A 17,465-nucleotide genomic window follows, 5' to 3' on the forward strand; every position below is an offset into this window, starting at 1 on the left:
CGGGCAAAATGCCGATTATGAAAGGCTGGATGTGGTCTGGAATGGCGGCGGCTGCCGCGCTGATGCTCACCGGGTGTGCCAACAACGCCCCCGGTACCGATGATTCGAGCTTGCCGGCTAAAGAGGGAACCTCTAACTCCGGCGGAGCGGCACCGGCCAAAAAGTTTAAGATCGCCGTCAGCATCCCCACCGCCGACCACGGTTGGACTGCCGGGGTTGTGGACTGGGCAAACAAAACTGCCAAGGAGATCTCTGCCGATGCGGATGTCCAGGTTTTTGCCAGCGAATCCGCGGCTGACCAAGCGGCCAAGCTCGACACGATTGCAACCCAAGGGTTTGACGGGTTGGTCATTTTGAGCTTTGACCCCGCCGCCGTTACGCCATCGGTAAAAAAGAACCGTGATTCCTTCAAGTATGTGGTCAGCGTCGACCGGGGTCTGACAGAACCCATCGCTGATGTCTGGATGCGGGGCGACAACGTCAAGTTCGGGACGGAAGCGGGCAACTTTATGGCCGAAAAGCTGGCCGGGAAAGGGAACATCTTGGTGTTGCGCGGGATCAGCGGGCCTGTCGATAACGACCGCGTCAAAGGTTTCCAAGACGTGATGGCCAAGTTCCCCGGCATCAAAGTGTTGGATATGCAGCCAGCGGATTGGGATCAGGCCAAAGCAAACAAGACCGTCCAAGCAATGCTGATCAAACATAAGAACGTCGATGCCATTTGGGCCGCCGACGACGATATGGCCCTCGGTGCCGAAGCAGCTCTGAAGGAAGCGGGCATGGACAAGGTTTGGATTGTCGGAGGGGGCGGCAGCCACGTCGTGGTGAAACGGGTCATGGATGGCGACCCGGTGTTCCCGGCCACGGTCACCTATTCGCCAATGATGATCGCCTTGAGCATCAAACGGTGCCTTGAAGACCTGAAAGCCGGAAAGACCTCGTCGGGCACGCAAGTGGACGAGGTTCTGCCGGTCGATTTGGTCAAGCCAGACAACGCCAAAGACCACTATTTCCCCGATTCCGTGTATTGAGAATCCATTGGATCGGAAAGAAAACACCCGGCAAACTGCCGGGTGTTTTCTAATTCGTCCAAGCAGCTTTATTGCGCAGCTTGTTTGCTGAGTTTTATGATCAGCGCTAGTTTTTCGGTCGTCAACGGGTCTGCCGAGTCGTTAGGAAAACCTTGGTACCTCACCACGTGGTCGGCAGAGATGACTAGGGTATGCGGGATGCCTTTGACACCGATGGCCTTGCTCATCGTCTTTGCCGGATCCGAAGTGACGATGTAGTCGGCAGCATGTTCCTTGAGAAACGGTGTGAGGGTGGAATCCGGCTCGTCACTGACTCCCACAATGACTAGGTCGCTGCCGAATTTTTTTGCCCATTCGTTGAGCTTGGGTGAAAACGCCCGGCACGGGCCGCACCACGTCGCCCAAAAATCGACGAGGACGACTTTGCCTTTGAGTTCGGGGACCGTGCCTTGCACGACTTGGCCAAACGCGAACTCCGGTGCCTTTTTGCCCCGCAAGTCAACGGCGGCATACAGGTTCTTTTGAACGGTCGTCGATGGATAAGTTTCCTGGGTTAATCCCAAGGCCAGGGCAACCGAAACGGCGGCGGTCAACATGGCCTTATTGTAATCCGGGAGTGCGATGGCCCGATCATTTTTCGGGGAAATTTGGCGACGTCATGATCAAATACGCCTGCCCATGGTGGTAACCCGGGTGGAACCCAAGCCGGGCATAGGCTCCCTCGCCCGAGATCATCGGTCCTAGTGCGGACTTGATCTCCTTACTCCTCAATTCATGGCCCGTGGCGTAGAGCCTTTGGATCCATGTATCGGCGACCTCGAGGGCTCTGGCAACCAATTCCGGCGTGATTTCGTTGGCCTCAAATGGGAATGGCAGGTCGTTGACTGCACCATCGGTCGCTGCCGCTTTGAGCCGGTTCTCAAAACTGTCTAGCGGTCCATCCAACAGCTGGCTGGCAAACGAGACTTCTACCCCCGCGACATGGATCGCCATTTCGCCGATGGTGAGGGCGTTGGGGTGCAACCGGTAGTTGAGCTGTCCCTCCGAAAGGCCAGTCACGGCATCGGTGAACCGCCCTCGGCTGAGGGCCCTTGTCGCAGCAAAATCTTCCATTGTCTGCCCTATCATATCCGGCGGGGTAGCCTGATTGGGTGGATTGCCGGCTGGCCGTGATGACCTACAACATCCGTTACGGGCTGGCCGATGACGGGACAGATTCCTGGCCGTTCCGGAAGGATGCGTTAATCCAGGTCATCCGGAACAACGCCCCAGACATCCTGGGTGTGCAAGAAGCTTTGCTATTTCAAATCAATGAAATCGCTAGAGCCTTGCCCGGGTATTGCTGGTACGGAGTGGGCCGCGAGGATGGGGGCGCGAAAGGGGAACACTGCCCCATTTTTTCCCGCTACCCCATGTCGAATACCCGGACAATTTGGATCAGCGATGATCCAGACGCGCCAGGCTCGCTTGGTCCTGGGGCCGACCTTCCCCGCATCATCACGGTGGCAACGGTCGATTGCCAGGGAACAAAGATCACGTTGGCGAACACCCATTTGGACCACCAGTCAGAAAGGGCAAGGGAAATCGGGGCGAAAATGCTGGCCGATTGCCAACCCGACATCGCCATGGGGGATTTCAATTGCCTGAGAGCCCATTCGCCTGTCCAACAGTTGGTGGCTACAGGGTTCGACTGTGTCAATCCGGCGGGGCAGGGCCAGGGGACGTTCAACGGATTCGATCCCCTTGGAAACGGCGGCGAGATTGACTTCATTTTCCATAACCACGGATTTGTTGCCACGTCGGCAAAAATCGACCGCACCCTGCGCCCAGATGGCCGGACTCCAAGCGACCACTACCCGGTTGTTGCAGAGCTTTGCTTCACGGGTTGACCACGCACCGGAATCCGGTATGAAAGAGGCCGGTGTCCGGGGTCGTTTTCATCCGGGCTCCCGGCCGGTAGCCCAGACAGTAATTGTCGCTGCACAGGAACGATCCTCCGCGCGTGACCCGGCTCGGTTCCGGGGATATTGGCTTTTCTGTGTTAACCGGGTTCCGACCGGGTGACCGGGCGTAATAGGTCTCGTCGTACCAATCCAAACACCACTCCCAGACGTTGCCACTCATATCCGAAAGACCATAGCCGTTTGGTGGGAACGACCCGACCGGTGCAGTGCCCAGGAACCCATCCCTTTTGAGGTTTTTGGCCGGAAATTCACCCTGCCAGATGTTCGCCATCTCTTTTCCATCCGGGTTTTGGATGTCCCCCCAGGCAAACTCTCGTCCTTCGAGTCCGCCGCGTTCCGCGTATTCGAATTGCGCTTCCGTCGGCAAAGTGCCGCCGGCCCACTGGCAGTAGGCAAGGGCGTCCTCATAGCTGACATTGACGACCGGGTGGTTTGCCAATCCACCGATATCTGAATTTGGCCCGGTCGGATGGCGCCAATCCGCCCCGGGGCGGTAGTGCCACTTGCGCCCAGAAAAAACAAGTGCCCCCGGCACAAGGAGTTCCGGGTTGGCATCCGGGAAATCTTCGGGTCGCGGGGCCTTTTCAGCCGTCGTGACATAGCCGGTTGCTTGTATGAACTTTGCGAACTGGGAGTTGGTGACTTCCGTCTTCGAGATCCAGAACCCGTCGAGCGAAACAACGTGCACCGGCTGGGAATCGGCAAGGCCATCTGTCTTGCCCATGTGGAATGAACCGCCGGGGATCCAGACGAATCCCGCCGGGGCTTTGTGGGGTTCCTGGGTCACCAACGATGGAATTGAATCAGTGACGGGATGCGGTGTGGCGGGAGGCGCCGAACAACCGGCAAGCACGAAGGCAAGAAGCCAAAGCCTTTTCACGACTCGGAGCCATCCTCGGATTTGACGAAGGTGATCCGCCGCATGAGGATGGGGATTGCTGGAAAGAGCAACCCAGAAGAAGCGAACATGGACACCCGGAAGCCCGCAAGCTGGGCAATGCCGCCCAAAAGGGGGCCGCAAATGATTTCGCCAAAGCTGTGGGCTTGCCCCGCAAAACTTAGCACGGTGGCCCGCACTTTCGATTCGGCCCGGCGGTTGAGCCAAGCCGTGAGCAGGGGATCCAAAGCCCGGCGGGATATCCTGACCGCAAAAAAGGCGGCGACGGCGAGTGGAAGAACCGGGGCCGTGCCAAAGATGAGCATTCCGACCGCGATGGCCATGACCAATGTGAGAATGACTCCGAGGAGTTTCAGCTGCGGCAACTCCACCTTGGCCTTGTTCACGTAAGCGAGGACGGCAAACGTGCCAAGCATCACCCCGGCTTGGAGCAAGGCCCAAATGCCGTGTGGGCTGCCAAAAATCTGTGGCAAGACGAACGAGTCCTTGAATCTCTTTTGCCACAAGCGATCCATTGCCTCGGAACTGAACCCGACAAAAAACGTCGTCAGCACCACGGCAACCAGGGCGGCCCGCCCGCGGATGAGCGCAAACCTTTCGCGCAAGGTCGCAACCAAGTCGCCAAGGTTGTGGCTATGGTTTGGTGCGCGGTGGAATCCCTCTTCGGTTGCTTTGAAATGGTAAGCCAGGCCAAGGGTTAGGAAGGCGACCGCTCCGCCCACCACCGCCGCCCGCAACGAGATGAACGTCAGGCCAAAGGCCACCCAAACACCGATGAACCGGCCGACAAGGCCCCACTGGTTGCCGGAGATGAAGGCCTGGTCGGCACTCACTTCCGGTTGGACGGCAGCGAGCTCGTCAGCAATCCAGGCCTCGCGAGCCCCCGAAAGAAACGTTTCGCTGACCCCCCACACCATCGCCCCGAGGGCCAAAAGCCAGAATTGCGTGGCCAAACCGGTGATCAAGAATGCCGCACCCGCCCACAGGTAGCTGAGGGTCACGCTCAGCTTGCGCGAATAGACATCGGCGACAACCCCAGTGGGAACCTCACAGAGGAAAATCGTGACTTCAAAAACCGTCCCGAGGATGACGAGTTGGAAATTGTTCAGGTGGGCATATTCGATGAAGTAGATCGCCATGTAGGTGCCGATCATGCTGTTGATCAGGCCTTCGGAAAAGAGCAGGGAACAATAGAATCGCAGCGGTTTGATTTGAGGATGTTACTTGTCGGTATTCGGAACATGCCCAGAAGAGCGAATCTTTTTTGGTTAACGGAATCGAGTCGGACAAAACCTCACACCGTTTGAAGGAAAGAGGGTGGCCACCGGTGACAGTCTGAAAGCAATCCGCCTCGGATTGGGGCCGTGGGTGTCCATGCTGCCAGACAAGCTATCGCGTGAACCGGGTCGCAAGGAGACGGTTGAATTCGCCAGTCTTCGATTTTGGCAAAAGCTCGGCATGCGAGTCGGCAAATCCGACAACGGCTGTGATGTCCAGACCCCAGCGGTCTACCCGGACGTAGGCCGTCATGATTTCTGAAGGCGTTGATATGGTCGTGCTGCCGATCGGTACCGCCCCTTGTTCAGGGTCGACGACCACCCCGGCAACGTTCGTATTCGGCTTGACTCGCCCAAATCCTTTCCCGACCGATGAGAAGAGGTCGAGGTTCTTGCAATAGGGGAGGAGGGCTGCTTCCCAGGCGGCGTCGCCCGCGGCCAAGGGGTAGCGGTTGTCATAATCGGTTTGGTAGATCAAAAGCGCGGTTGCGACCTGCTTCACGCGGCTCATTGCCTGCGCAGGGAGCCTTTTGTTTCCGTCATTGGGAATGTTTATCGGCAAAAGCACGAGGATGATGACGGCAATGGCCGGGATTGCCGTCAGGGCAGCCATCCAATCCAGGGTTCTCAACGTTGCAGGTTGACGGGGTTCCAATTCTGGATCCTATTGATTGATGATACACAGAGACGATTAAGAACTAGTTAGTTTAAGCCACCGATGCCGAAGACGCGGCATCTGCGTCAAGTCCGATTTGGCCAACAAACTCAACATCGGCATTAGCAGCGACCTCGTTGTAGGCCATGACGGGGATTTGAACCCCATTGCGGTCGAGGTGCTTCCGCAAGGGTAGGCGGACTTGGGTGCTGCAGATCAGCACCGGTTGGATGCCATTGGCGTGGGCCTGGTCGAGGGCTCCGCGGACGTCTTCGGTCAATTGCCGGGCGAGTTCGGGCTCCAGGGCCAAGCTTGCTCCCGCCGCGGTGTGTTGGATCGCCTCGGTCACGGCATGCTCCAGCGGGGGCTCCAAAGTCAGGCAATGGAGGGCACCGCGTTCGTCGGCAAATTGCCGGGTGATTGTTCGTGCGATGGCGCTGCGCACCAGCTCGCCCATTTGCTCCATATCTTTGATCCTCCCGGCGAAATCGGCCATAGTCTCCAAGATCGTCACCATGTCCCGGATGGGCACGCGTTCGCGCAGCAAGTGCTGCAAGACCTTTTGAACATCGCCGGTTCCGAGTCCGGCTGGCTCTAGTTCGTTGACCACCGTTTCGTTGATGGACTTTGTGTTCTCGACGAGTTTTGAAGCTTCTTGTCGGCTCAAGAGTTCGGCGGCGTGTGATTTGATGACTTCCGTCAAGTGGGTTGTCATCATGGCGGCGGGTTCGACCACCGTGTATCCGTTCCGTTCGGCCATTTCGCGCTGGCCCGGTTCGATCCAAAGTGCGGGCAGTTGGAAAACCGGTTCGGTCGTCGGGGTTCCGGCAACTTGCTGGAGCACGGTGCCGCTATCGATGGCCAAGTATTCGTTGGGGAACGCGGTGGCGTGAGCCACCGATTCTCCTCTAATTTTGATGACGTAGTCGTTGGGCTTGAGCACGGCGTTGTCGCGAATGCGGACGCTCGGCATGACATAGCCCAATTCGGTCGCGATTTGTCGGCGGGTGGCACCGACCCGGTCGCTCAAATCCCCACCTGACCGCACGTCGGCGAGCTTGGTCAGCCCATATCCGATTTCGATTTCAATCGGGTCGACGTTAACCAGGGCCATCACCTGTTCGGGCCCGGTCGCCGGCGGTGCTTGAGTTTCTGGAGCCGCAGCAACGGGTTCTGGCTCACCGGAAAGCATGCGCTTGAAACTGGGGTTCTTATCGGCCAAACGGCTGAGGGCGAACAACAGGCCGCCCATGCCGAGGAAGATGATCGTCGGAAAACCCGGCACAAAGGCGAACAGGCTCATCGCCCCGCCGGCTGTCGCCAAAACCCGCGGTTGGTTCAGCAACTGCCCGAACATGGAATTGGCCATCCCGGATTCTTGCCCGTTGCGGGTGACCAGCAAACCGGCCGAAGTGGAGATGAGCAGAGCGGGGATCTGGCTGACCATGCCTTCGCCGACGCTAAGCATGGCATAGCTGCCAAGGATGGCCATCACATCCCCTTCGCCGCGCATGAAGCCCATGATGAACCCGCCGATGATGTTGACGATGATGATGAGCAGGCTGGCGATGGCGTCGCCCTTTACAAACTTGCTCGCCCCATCCATGGCCCCATAAAAGTCGGCCTCGGCCTTCACCGATTTGCGCCGTTCACGGGCTTGGGATTCGTCGATCAACCCGCTGGCCAAATCGGCGTCGATCGCCATTTGTTTACCGGGCATCGCATCCAGGGTGAATCGGGCGACAACCTCCGAAACCCGGGTCGAACCTTGGGTGATGACCACGAATTGGACGATCATCAGAATGATGAAGCTGATGAACCCAACGACGAAGTTTCCGCCCAAGACGAATTCACCGAAGGTTTCGATGACATGCCCGGCGGAACCGGTACCCAGGATCAGTTTGGTCGCCGCAATACTCAACGAAACCCGCAACAGGGTCGTGACGACTAGCAGGGAGGGGAAGACACTGAAGTGGAGCGGTTCTTTGACATTGACCGCGGTGAGCATAATGACGACGCTCGCCGCCATTGCAACCACCAATCCGGTGTCCAGAATGAAATCCGGCAATGGCAGGATGAGCATCCCGACAACAAGGATCATGCCGAGCCCCAATATCAGGTCTGTGTTCTTAAACAGTCGGCCCAGCTTGTCCATGTCCCAATAGGCGCACTTGGGCGCCATTGGTGAGTATCGGCAGAATTGCGAGGCTGTTTAGGGCGATACCCAACCGGAAAACACACAATCCGCTCCGTCCGGTCGGGTAATTTCATCCGGTCACAATCGGACTTCGGGTAGATGGCGGGAGTTTGGACGGGGCTGGTATGGAGGGTGGATCATTGGATGGAAAACAAGTTCTTGGGCATATCGTTTTTTTTGAAGTAGCCGATGGCATGCAGTTCGGCCCGGAGCGGCACGCCCAGACTCTGGCGTTTCTGCGGCGGACAGGGGAATCGCATGTTGGGGAAGGCGTGTATTCTGCCGTCTACCCCTCCGGCCTGGCCATCGTTTTGTCAAACGATCCACTCCGTGCCCTCCAAATCGCCGAGTCGGTAATGGAAACCCCCGCGGGGGCTGACTTGAGGTGTGGTTTGCACTCTGGGCCGGTGACGGTTTCGGAAGGGGCGATGCCCCACGGGATCGGGTTGACCGGGGCCGAACAAACGTGCGACAAAGCAGCCCGTGGCCGGATCTGGCTGACTTCGGTTTTCGTCGACCTCGTGCGCCAACTTGATGGGACGCGCCAATTTGTTGAAATGCCGGAAAGCCTAGCTGGAGGCCAAAGACTCTTGTGTCTTGGTATTCCGGGAGAGCCGCCCGCGACCCTGCCCCAAACAGAACCCGTACAAATCCAGGCACCTGCCTCTCCCCGGGAGCCAGCGGGTTCGTCGGGCTCGCCGCCGCCGGGCACTGATCTGATCGTTCATCTTTGGAATGCCCATCCGGAAATCCGGTCGTTTGTGTTTTGCGCGCTTGGCGGTGTGGGAGCCCAGGTTTTGGTCCACTCGAAAGAGTATGCGGGCGATTTCGACGTATTCTGGTTCCCGGGATTGGTGTTTGGGGCCGTCTGGGCGGCAATCACGTTCCGGAATTTTTCCAAGGTCGCGGCATTCGCGGCCCTCTCGGGTCTCCTCCACTATGTCGTCGCTACCATCACTTACCGGAATTTCAACATATTTCATCCCAATAATGGGATCTTCTTGTTCTGCGCATTTGCCGGGGGTTTCTCGCTTGCCGTCATTGCCCATCTGTTCTGCCAAGTTCGGATCAGATGGTGGGTTTGCGGCGCAATCGGGCTCATCGGCACCATTGTGCCGTTTGTGGCGACCATCAAGCCCTTTGAAGATTTTTTTTATCCGCTGTGGCAGGCGGCCGTTGGCACGGCATTGACTCTCTGGATCAGCACAAAATCGCAAGTCGTCGAACTTGATCAATTCACCGAGCGCCTGACAAGTTTCTTGACTGGGCCAGCGGTTCAGGTGATGGGGTTCATCGGCACGATTGCGGGACTCTACGCACTGTTCACTTGAGCGTCAAGAGAGTAGTTCGCGCAAGTCAGTGATCGTCAAATCCGGCGGAACTGCCGATTCGGGCAAGGCGTCCGGGCGGCCAGATGCGCTCGATGGCGGCACATCCGATGGGCGGCGGATCCACGCCGTCTTCCACCCAAAGGCCTGGGCGGGTTTGATGTCGTGCCCATAGCTGTTACCCACAAAGAGGAGCTGTTCCGGGGGGAGGCCGACCGATTCTTCGGCCATGCGGAAAATCCGCTCGTCCGGCTTGCCGATTCGGTGCTCACCCTCAATGAAAATATGGTCGAAGAAGGACGTGATCTGCAGTTTTTCAAGCTCTAAGCGCTGGATGTCGGCGGGTCCGTTGGTGATGATCCCCAGGGGGTAATCCTGCTTTAGGGCCTGCAAGACTTCAAGGGCTTCGGGGAACAGCTCGAGGGCGGCTTGGCGTTCGACATGGTAGGTGAAACTCAAACGGTAGGCGAGTTCGTCATCGAAGATATCGAGCCGGTCAAGTGTGCGGCGCATCAGCTCCACCCGGGTGATCTCCCCACTATCGCAATACTTTTCGTACCAATGGGTTTTGCCGATTGTCTCGACAAATGAGCGGAAGGCGATCGACCATTCTTGCATCAGCCGTTCTGGGTCGTGTCCGTGCTCGGGATGGTCGGCAAAGGCTTTCCGCAAGGCCGATTTGGCCGCGTCCCAATACCCGCATAGGGTGTCGTCGAGGTCGAAGAAGACGGCTTTGACATCGGCGAACTGGGGGACGAGCATTGAGGGCCAAAGTATGGCAGGTTTGCCGGGGGTAGGGGACGCGGGGTCGAATTCAGTAGACTCCACGGCATGTCCACCCGGATCGAGAAAGACAGCCTCGGCGATGTGCAAGTTCCCGCCGACGCCTATTGGGGCAGCCAAGCCGAACGGAGTCGCCACCTGTTTCAGATTAGCGGCCTGACCGAGCATCCCAAGATGATCGATGCCTACATCTTGCTGAAAAAGGCGTGCGCGGTCGCCAACGGCGAGCTCGGGTTGCTCGACCAATCGCAAGCCGGAGCCATCGCCCAAGCGGCCGATGAAATCCTTGGCGGCAAGCTCCGCGACCAGTTCCCGGTCGACGTCTTCCATATGGGTGCCGGGACAAGTTTCAACATGAACTGCAACGAGGTTTTGGCCAACCGGGCCGAAGAGATACTCGGCGGAAACAAAGGCGAATACAAACTCGTGGGCAGCAACGACCACGTCAACTACGGGCAAAGCACCAACGACACCTTTCCAACCGCTATGCGCATCATGGCGCGCCTCATGATGGAACCGCTCTTTGAACAGGTCGACCGCTTGGAAGCTGCCCTCGCGGCCAAGGGAGTCGAATTCGACGGGATCTTGAAATCGGGCCGAACCCACCTGCAAGATGCCGTCCCCATCCGGTTGGGTCAAGAGTTCGCCGCCTATGCCGCCAGCATCAAGCGGGCGCGGGGGTGGCTGGAAAAAGCAGCTTGGGAGTTGGAGGAGCTCGGTATCGGCGGTTCGGCCGCCGGGACGGGGCTCAACACCCACCCGGAATACCGGTTCCGAGTTGTGGAGTTGCTCAACGGCTATACCGGTCTTCCGTTCCGAGCCGCCGGCGACCTGCGAGAGGCGATGCAGAGCCAACTGTGCATGGCGGCCCTTGCTTCGGGTTTGAGGATCTTTTGCTTGGAACTCACCCGGATCACCAATGACCTGCGCCTGCTTTGCAGTGGCCCGCTCACCGGGCTGGCCGAAATCACCCTGCCTCCGGTGCAACCGGGAAGTTCGATCATGCCGGGCAAAGTCAACCCGAGCATGGCCGAGAATATGAATTTGGTGCTCTTCCAAGTGCTGGGGCAATGCCAGTCGCTGGATTATTGTGTGCAAGCGGGTCAGCTTGAGCTAAACGTGATGATGCCCGGGATGGCCTTTAGCGCCCAGTTCAGTTTGCAGATCCTTGCCAACGCCATCGACACTTATGTCGACAACTGCATCGTGGGGATCACCGCCAACGCCGACCGCTGCCGGCACTATGCCGAAACAAGCCCGAGTTTGGCGACCGCCCTCAACGCCTTTGTCGGTTACAAGGTGGCGGCGGATGTGGTCAAAAAATCTTTGGCAAGCGGGAAGCCGATCCCGCAAGTTGTCAGGGAAGAAGGGCTGTTGGACGAGGAGACCTTGACCAAAGCTTTGGATCCCGCCTTGCTGACGGAGCCGGGCATCCCTGGTCATTGAGCCGGTTTTGAAGGATCTGCGGCTCTAACCTGGGAAAATTACGGGGGCCGGGGCTTCTGCGGAGGGGGCGGATTCCGATAAACTAGAGGCGTTCTCCGGGTGTTTTTCCGCCCGGGAGGTGTTTCGCATGAGGAAAAACCAGTTGACCCTCGTTGGAGGGGCGTTGCTTTTGTTGCCCGTTGCCGCCCAAGCCATCACGATGCGTAGCGATTACACGGATGCTCAGGCCATCGCTTATGGCGCCGAATCACAATTCCAGTCGGTTGGGCAGTGCTCCGGGGCGAGCGGGGTTCTCATTGCCCCCAATTGGGTGCTGACGGCTTACCATGTGGCTGGCGGATTCTCCGGCAATCCAAGCGGCGCAACCTTCACAATCGGCGGTAATACGTACAACGGAGCCCAAGTGGTCAATCTCGCCCCCGCTGGTATGAGTGCGATCGACGCCATTGTGAACGGGCTCGACCTCACCCTGATCCGCCTGAGCACCCCGGTGGTTGGGATCACGCCAGCCCAACTTTACATGGGCAACAGCGAGCGGGGGAACCTGCTCTCGGCCGTCGGATTTGGGCTGGGAGGGAACGGCAACACCGGCCAGGTGCCGGGGACCGGCGGAATCAAGCGGGCCATGCGCAACAAGATCGACGAATATTTTGTCGCGACCGGCAACCCGGGGGAAATCGACATTTCGCCGGATCGCACCGGGCTTTTTGCCAGCGACTTCGATAGCAACTTGCCGGGCAACAACTCGTTGGGCACCCAGGATTGGGTCGATTACGAAGGCAACTTGGCCTCGGGCGATTCTGGCGGCGGTGTTTTCATCGAAGAAAACGGCCAGTTTTGGCTCGCCGGGGTCAATTCAGCGATCGGTGGCGGTGCTGGTTATGGCGACGTCAGTTTCTTCACGAGTGCCGGCTTCAGCCGGCAATGGATCCAGGACACGACCGGCGTACCTGAACCGGGCACGATGGCGCTGATTGGAATCGCCGCCGTTGCCGCCCTAAGAAAGCGGAACCGTAAATAGGAGTTAAAAAACAGCGAAGTAGCCCGCCTCTCACGATAAGGGAGAGGCGGGCTACTTTTGTTTTAGACGGTCGCCCTGGTTTTGGCGATGACGCTTTCCAAGAAAGCTTCGTTGGTCGGGGTGCGCTTGAGGAGCTTAATCAGGCTCTCGGTTGCGTCCACTGTGTCTTTAGCATTGGCGAGCATCCGGTGCAGGTGGTAGACCGCCTGCAGGGCCTCTTCGCCGGCAAAGAGTTTTTCCTCATGCCGGGTGCTGGATCGGCGCACATCGATGGCTGGCCAGATACGGCGTTCGGCAAGATCCCGGTCAAGGACGAGTTCCATGTTCCCGGTGCCCTTGAATTCCTCAAAGATCGCATCATCCATTTTTGACCCGGTGTCCACCAAGGCGGTGGCGATGATGGTGAGGGAACCGCCTTCTTCGATATTCCGGGCCGCACCAAAGAACCGCCGGGGGCGGTAGAGAGCGGCCGGGTCCAAACCGCCGGAGAGGGTCCGACCCGAGGGGTTGATGGTCAGGTTGCTTGCGCGGCTCAAACGGGTGATAGAGTCGAGCAGGATCACGACGTCCCGGCCCGATTCGACCATGCGCTTGGCTTGTTCCAAGCAGAGGTCGGTGACCCGCATGTGGTTTTCTGCGGGCTCATCAAAGGTCGAGCTAATCACCTGGCCCCGTACGAACCGGCGCATGTCGGTTACTTCTTCCGGCCGCTCGTCGACGAGTAAGACCATCAAGGCCACTTCAGGATCGTTTTCGGCAACAGCTTGGGCGATAGCTTTAACGATTGTCGTTTTCCCGGCTTTGGGCGGCGCGACGATCAAGCCCCGCTGACCTTTACCGATTGGGGCGATCAGGTCGACGATCCGGCCGATGATCCGATCCGGAACCGTTTCCATTTTCAGCTGCTCGTCGGGGAAGAGTGGCGTCAGGCTTTCAAAATCCCGCCGGACTTGGTTTTCTGGCGATTGCGTGGCGTTCCCGTTGATGCTTTCAACCCGGAGAACACCTTGGTATTTGTCGCCCTCTTTCGGCGGGCGGACTTGGGCGAAGACAAGGTCGCCCGCTTTGAGGCCGTTCTTTTTGACCTGGTTTTGGCCGACATAGACGTCTTCATTGGAAGGCTGGTAGGAGGGTTGCCGCAAAAAGCCCCACCCTTCGTTTAGGATCTCCAAGATCCCGCGCTTGTAGATGGCACCATGCTCGGCGTTCGTGACGATCATCAGCTCTTCGATCACCTTGGAACGGCTTTGATCGATGGAGATCTTGTGCTTTTTGGCAAGCTTGGCCAACTCGGTGGGCGTAAGCTGGTCAAAGTGGTTGTAATCGATTGCCGGCAGGTTCTCGAGGTCGGCGCTGTCGATGTCGCGGGGACGGTCGGAGCGGCTGCGCCGGCGCATTCGTGACCCGCTGTCGGATTTCCGCGGTCGGAAGGTGTGACTCATAGGGAGTTGGGTTTGCCCCGGTACACAAAGGGGCTAGGTCGTTCCTTTAGGGGATTGAGGTACCAGACGTTCGACACGGTTAAACCGGTTCGCTGGTGGGGATGACTGCGGCCACGTAGGGCAGGTTTCGAAACCTCTCGCCGTCGTCTAATCCATATCCTACCACAAACCGGTTCTCGATCTCGAAACCGATATATTCCACTGGGACATTGTGTTCCCGGGCGTCGGGCTTGCTCAAAAGGGCCGCAACACGCAACGAAGCCGGCTGGCGCGTGCCAAGCAGCTCGCGGAGGTAGGTGAGCGTCAATCCGGAATCGACGATGTCTTCCACCAAGACCACATGCATCCCCTTGATGTCGAAGTCGTGATCCTTCTTGATCCGGACTGATCCTGTGCTTTCCCTTCCTCCCGCCCAACTGCTGACTTGGATGAAGTCGAATAGGACATCCCCCTCCATGTTTTTGGCCAAGTCGGCGAGGAACGGGAAGGCCCCCTTGAGGACACAAAGCAAAAGGATCGGGGAGTCTCCGATGTCCCGGCGGATGTCTTGGGCGATCTGCGCCACCCGGGCCTGGATCCTATCCGCCGGGATCAAGGTCTCCAAATTCTCACCGAAGCTCATAACCGCTGGCTCATTGTAACCGTCGAGGTTGACGTCTCGTGGATCGTCAAGGCCAGTGTGCCTGCTGCACCGCGCGCCTTGAGGCCGCCGGCGATCTCCCCAAGCATCCACCGGCACAACTCTTCGGTTGTCGGGGGGAATGGGACGCTGACGACTTTGAGGCCGAGCGAGCAGAGCATTCCCGTCAAGGGTTCATCGGAATCTTGGAGCATGGTTGCATGGTCCAAAGAATCGATGATGGGGCGGACGGCTTCGGTGACCTCGGCAAAATCCAAGACCATCCCATTTTCGCCGGCGTGGCCGGTCAAGGCGACAACAGCCCGGTAAGAATGGCCATGGAGGTTGCGGCAGTGCCCGGCGTGAGCAGCCAGCCGATGGCCCATTTCCCAGCGGTACTCCTTGGTGATCGTGATGGGCGTTTGAGTCTCCATCGGGCCCGATTGTGGCCGATCACATCAACGGGCCTTGGGCAAGTCCACGGAGCGACTTGGCATCCATCGCCGGATCGATCGAAGCATACAGGGCCAAGACTAAATCCGCCTTGACGGCGATTGCCGGGAAAGTGTCGTACAAACGCCAGAACTCCGGGTCGCCACAGAATATGGCTTCGGCAAACAGGTTGAAATCCTCCTCCAAACTGGATGTCGAATATTCGGCCAGGAACCCCTGTCGGTTGTACCGCGCCTCGTACCGGGTACTGGACTTGCCTTCGCGGAGGGATTGGGCTCCGTCACCGGAATATTTGAAACCGGTAGGCAGGGCCGATTCCCATTCTCCTTGCCTAAACCGGGTGGCGTAATTCCTCAACAAGATGCTGCTGAACTCGTGGTGGAAGGCCCGCCGCAGGAAGCGATCGGCCAAGACGCGGTCATGCCAGCCGGGGAGCGAAAGGTAGAGACTGTCTAGCGAATTCGTCCCTCCATATTGCAAACCATAGAATCGAAGCCCTTGGCCGATGAAGACTCCCTTGAGGTTCTTTTCGACGACGGCGGTTGGATAGCGTCGGAGCTCTTCTCGGATGGCGGTGACGCAAGCGCCTTCCTCAAAGACTGGGAGAGGTTCGGCAACCGGATCGATTTCAAGGGTTTGCCACTCCCGGGGGAAAATCGACTGATCCGTCCGGAAGCTCAGCAACACATGGGGCGACTCGAGTTGAAAGTCTTTGGTTGGGGCAAACAACGCCAAGAGCAGCGCGGCAACACAGACCATGTCTGCCCACAATTTACCAAGCTGCCCGTCTGGAATGCACCCGTTTTGTTGCGGTGGCTATTCCCATTCGATGGTTGCCGGAGGCTTTGAAGTTAGGTCGTAGAGAACCCGATTGACTCCGTCCACCTCATTGACGATCCGGTTTGCCACATGCTCCAAAAAGTCGAACGCAAACGGAAAAGCCTGGGCCGTCATCGCGTCCTCGCTGGTCACGGCCCGCAAGACGATCGGCTGTTCATAGGTTCTCTCGTCCCCCATCACACCCACGCTGCGCACATCCAAGAGGGCGGCGTACGATTGCCAGATTCCTTTGTTAAGCCCGGCTTTACGCAATTCCTCGCGGAAGATCCAGTCGGCTTCCTGGGTGATCCGAACCCTCTCCGGTGTGACTTCGCCTAGGATCCGCACCCCCAAACCCGGACCCGGGAACGGCTCTCGGTCGACCACTTCGTCAGGAAGTCCCAGGGCGCGGCCCACTTCACGGACTTCATCCTTGAACAGCCACCGCAACGGCTCGATGACTTTCAGGCGCATCCAATCTGGCAATCCTCCGACGTTGTGATGGGTCTTGATCTTGCTGGCGGTTGGCGAGCCTGATTCGATCACGTCGGGATAGAGCGTCCCCTGCGCCAAAAAGTCATGGCTTTGCAGTTCCTCCCGGTTTCGTTCGAAACAGACAACGAAGTTTTCGCCGATCACCTTCCTCTTTGCCTCCGGGTCGGTGACCCCCTTGAGGGCGGAGAAGAACTGGTCGTGGGCTTCGATGACCACCAAGTGGGGATGGAACGTTTCGGTGAACGTTTGGCGGACCTGTTCGGCCTCCCCTTTTCGCAACAGGCCGTGATCTACAAAGACACAAGTCGTCTGATCCCCCACGCTTTCGCTCAACAGGGCGGCAACAACGCTGCTGTCCACCCCACCGCTCACAGCGCAAAGGACTTTTCCGTTGCCGACCGACTCTCGAATCTGGGCGGTTGCATCGGCGATGAAATTCTGTGCCGACCAATCCCCCTTGAGCCCGGCGTAGTCGAACAGGAAGCTTTGGAGGAGTTTGCGGCCATCGGGTGTATGAGTAACTTCGGGATGGAATTGGACTCCGAATTTGAGATCCTTCAGATTCTCCATTGCGGCAATTGGACATGACTCCGTCTTTGCCGTCACGATGAAGCCGGGGGGAACGGCCGTGACCTTGTCCCCGTGGCTCATCCACACTGTGTCGATTTGGATCCTGGCGGCCAGACTCCCCGGACTGCGCGGGCCCAGCGACCGGCGCCCATATTCCCGCTCAGTCGATTTTTCAACCGCCCCACCAAGGTTTTTGGCCATCAATTGGTGCCCGTAACAGATTCCCAAGGTGGGAATGCCTTCCAGAACCGAGAAATCGATGGTTGGCGCGCCCTCGGCAAGTGTGGACTTGGGCCCACCCGAAAGAATCACCGCCACCGGCTTCCGATCTTGGATGTGGCTGGCGGCAGATTGCCACGGCACCATCTCACTGTAGCAGCCGAGCTCGCGCACTCGCCGCACGATGAGCTGCGTGTACTGCCCGCCGAAATCGACAACGGTGACGAGTTGGTGCTCCATGAGAAGGT

17 protein-coding genes are annotated in these 17,465 nt (G+C 58.4%); 5 read left to right on the forward strand and 12 right to left on the reverse strand.

The window, feature by feature from the left end:
* Nucleotides 1–17 precede the first annotated feature (17 nt).
* Nucleotides 18–1,031: a substrate-binding domain-containing protein gene (locus tag JNM28_06855; GenBank protein MBL8068151.1), complete on the forward strand. Its 1,014-nt coding sequence runs from the start codon at nucleotides 18–20 to the stop codon at nucleotides 1,029–1,031.
* Nucleotides 1,032–1,099: 68 nt separating this feature from the next.
* Here JNM28_06855 and JNM28_06860 read toward each other — a convergent pair whose 3' ends face one another.
* Together JNM28_06860 and JNM28_06865 are read right to left on the reverse strand one after the other, a co-directional pair.
* Complete coding sequence (locus tag JNM28_06860; GenBank protein MBL8068152.1) at nucleotides 1,100–1,627, reverse strand: TlpA family protein disulfide reductase; 528 nt, start codon at nucleotides 1,625–1,627, stop codon at nucleotides 1,100–1,102.
* A 34-nt stretch (nucleotides 1,628–1,661) separates the two neighbouring features.
* Nucleotides 1,662–2,144, reverse strand: coding sequence for a DUF664 domain-containing protein (locus tag JNM28_06865; GenBank protein ID MBL8068153.1), 483 nt, complete (start codon nucleotides 2,142–2,144; stop codon nucleotides 1,662–1,664).
* Between the two features lie 38 nt (nucleotides 2,145–2,182).
* On the opposite strand from JNM28_06865, the gene JNM28_06870 reads away from it, so the two are divergent.
* Nucleotides 2,183–2,920 (forward strand): endonuclease/exonuclease/phosphatase family protein, encoded by a 738-nt coding sequence (locus JNM28_06870; GenBank protein ID MBL8068154.1) that lies wholly within the window; start codon nucleotides 2,183–2,185, stop codon nucleotides 2,918–2,920.
* Here the strand turns inward: JNM28_06870 and JNM28_06875 are convergent.
* From JNM28_06875 to flhA, 4 genes are all read right to left on the reverse strand, one after another.
* Entirely contained in the window at nucleotides 2,910–3,719 is an 810-nt protein-coding gene (locus JNM28_06875; protein ID MBL8068155.1) for a formylglycine-generating enzyme family protein, read from the reverse strand. The genes JNM28_06870 and JNM28_06875 overlap by 11 nt on opposite strands.
* A gap of 152 nt (nucleotides 3,720–3,871) precedes the next feature.
* Complete coding sequence (locus JNM28_06880; GenBank protein ID MBL8068156.1) at nucleotides 3,872–5,047, reverse strand: hypothetical protein; 1,176 nt, start codon at nucleotides 5,045–5,047, stop codon at nucleotides 3,872–3,874.
* A 235-nt stretch (nucleotides 5,048–5,282) separates the two neighbouring features.
* Entirely contained in the window at nucleotides 5,283–5,783 is a 501-nt protein-coding gene (locus tag JNM28_06885) for a hypothetical protein (protein MBL8068157.1), read from the reverse strand.
* 94 nt (nucleotides 5,784–5,877) lie between these two features.
* Nucleotides 5,878–8,007, reverse strand: coding sequence for a flagellar biosynthesis protein FlhA (flhA, locus tag JNM28_06890; GenBank protein MBL8068158.1), 2,130 nt, complete (start codon nucleotides 8,005–8,007; stop codon nucleotides 5,878–5,880).
* A gap of 209 nt (nucleotides 8,008–8,216) precedes the next feature.
* Between flhA and JNM28_06895 the strand changes: the two genes are divergently transcribed.
* Nucleotides 8,217–9,353, forward strand: coding sequence for a hypothetical protein (locus JNM28_06895; GenBank protein ID MBL8068159.1), 1,137 nt, complete (start codon nucleotides 8,217–8,219; stop codon nucleotides 9,351–9,353).
* A 3-nt stretch (nucleotides 9,354–9,356) separates the two neighbouring features.
* Here JNM28_06895 and JNM28_06900 read toward each other — a convergent pair whose 3' ends face one another.
* Nucleotides 9,357–10,112 (reverse strand): HAD family hydrolase, encoded by a 756-nt coding sequence (locus tag JNM28_06900; GenBank protein ID MBL8068160.1) that lies wholly within the window; start codon nucleotides 10,110–10,112, stop codon nucleotides 9,357–9,359.
* A 69-nt stretch (nucleotides 10,113–10,181) separates the two neighbouring features.
* Between JNM28_06900 and JNM28_06905 the strand changes: the two genes are divergently transcribed.
* Nucleotides 10,182–11,579: an aspartate ammonia-lyase gene (locus JNM28_06905; GenBank protein MBL8068161.1), complete on the forward strand. Its 1,398-nt coding sequence runs from the start codon at nucleotides 10,182–10,184 to the stop codon at nucleotides 11,577–11,579.
* Nucleotides 11,580–11,706: 127 nt separating this feature from the next.
* Nucleotides 11,707–12,600, forward strand: coding sequence for a trypsin-like peptidase domain-containing protein (locus JNM28_06910; GenBank protein MBL8068162.1), 894 nt, complete (start codon nucleotides 11,707–11,709; stop codon nucleotides 12,598–12,600).
* Between the two features lie 62 nt (nucleotides 12,601–12,662).
* Here JNM28_06910 and rho read toward each other — a convergent pair whose 3' ends face one another.
* The 5 genes from rho to guaA all read right to left on the reverse strand — a co-directional run bounded on the left by rho (nucleotide 12,663) and on the right by guaA (nucleotide 17,457).
* Entirely contained in the window at nucleotides 12,663–13,997 is a 1,335-nt protein-coding gene (gene rho, locus JNM28_06915) for a transcription termination factor Rho (GenBank protein MBL8068163.1), read from the reverse strand.
* Nucleotides 13,998–14,121: 124 nt separating this feature from the next.
* Complete coding sequence (gene hpt, locus JNM28_06920; GenBank protein ID MBL8068164.1) at nucleotides 14,122–14,664, reverse strand: hypoxanthine phosphoribosyltransferase; 543 nt, start codon at nucleotides 14,662–14,664, stop codon at nucleotides 14,122–14,124.
* Nucleotides 14,661–15,095 (reverse strand): 6-carboxytetrahydropterin synthase, encoded by a 435-nt coding sequence (locus tag JNM28_06925; protein ID MBL8068165.1) that lies wholly within the window; start codon nucleotides 15,093–15,095, stop codon nucleotides 14,661–14,663. The genes hpt and JNM28_06925 overlap by 4 nt, the downstream gene beginning before the upstream one ends.
* Before the next feature lie 19 nt (nucleotides 15,096–15,114).
* A complete protein-coding gene (locus JNM28_06930; GenBank protein ID MBL8068166.1) occupies nucleotides 15,115–15,873 on the reverse strand; it encodes a hypothetical protein in 759 nt (252 codons plus the stop codon).
* A 57-nt stretch (nucleotides 15,874–15,930) separates the two neighbouring features.
* Nucleotides 15,931–17,457, reverse strand: a complete 1,527-nt coding sequence (guaA, locus tag JNM28_06935; GenBank protein MBL8068167.1) for a glutamine-hydrolyzing GMP synthase — start codon at nucleotides 17,455–17,457, stop codon at nucleotides 15,931–15,933.
* Nucleotides 17,458–17,465 lie beyond the last annotated feature (8 nt).

This window comes from Armatimonadota bacterium (assembly GCA_016789105.1).
In the GTDB taxonomy this organism is placed as follows: Bacteria; Armatimonadota; Fimbriimonadia; order Fimbriimonadales; family Fimbriimonadaceae; genus UphvI-Ar2.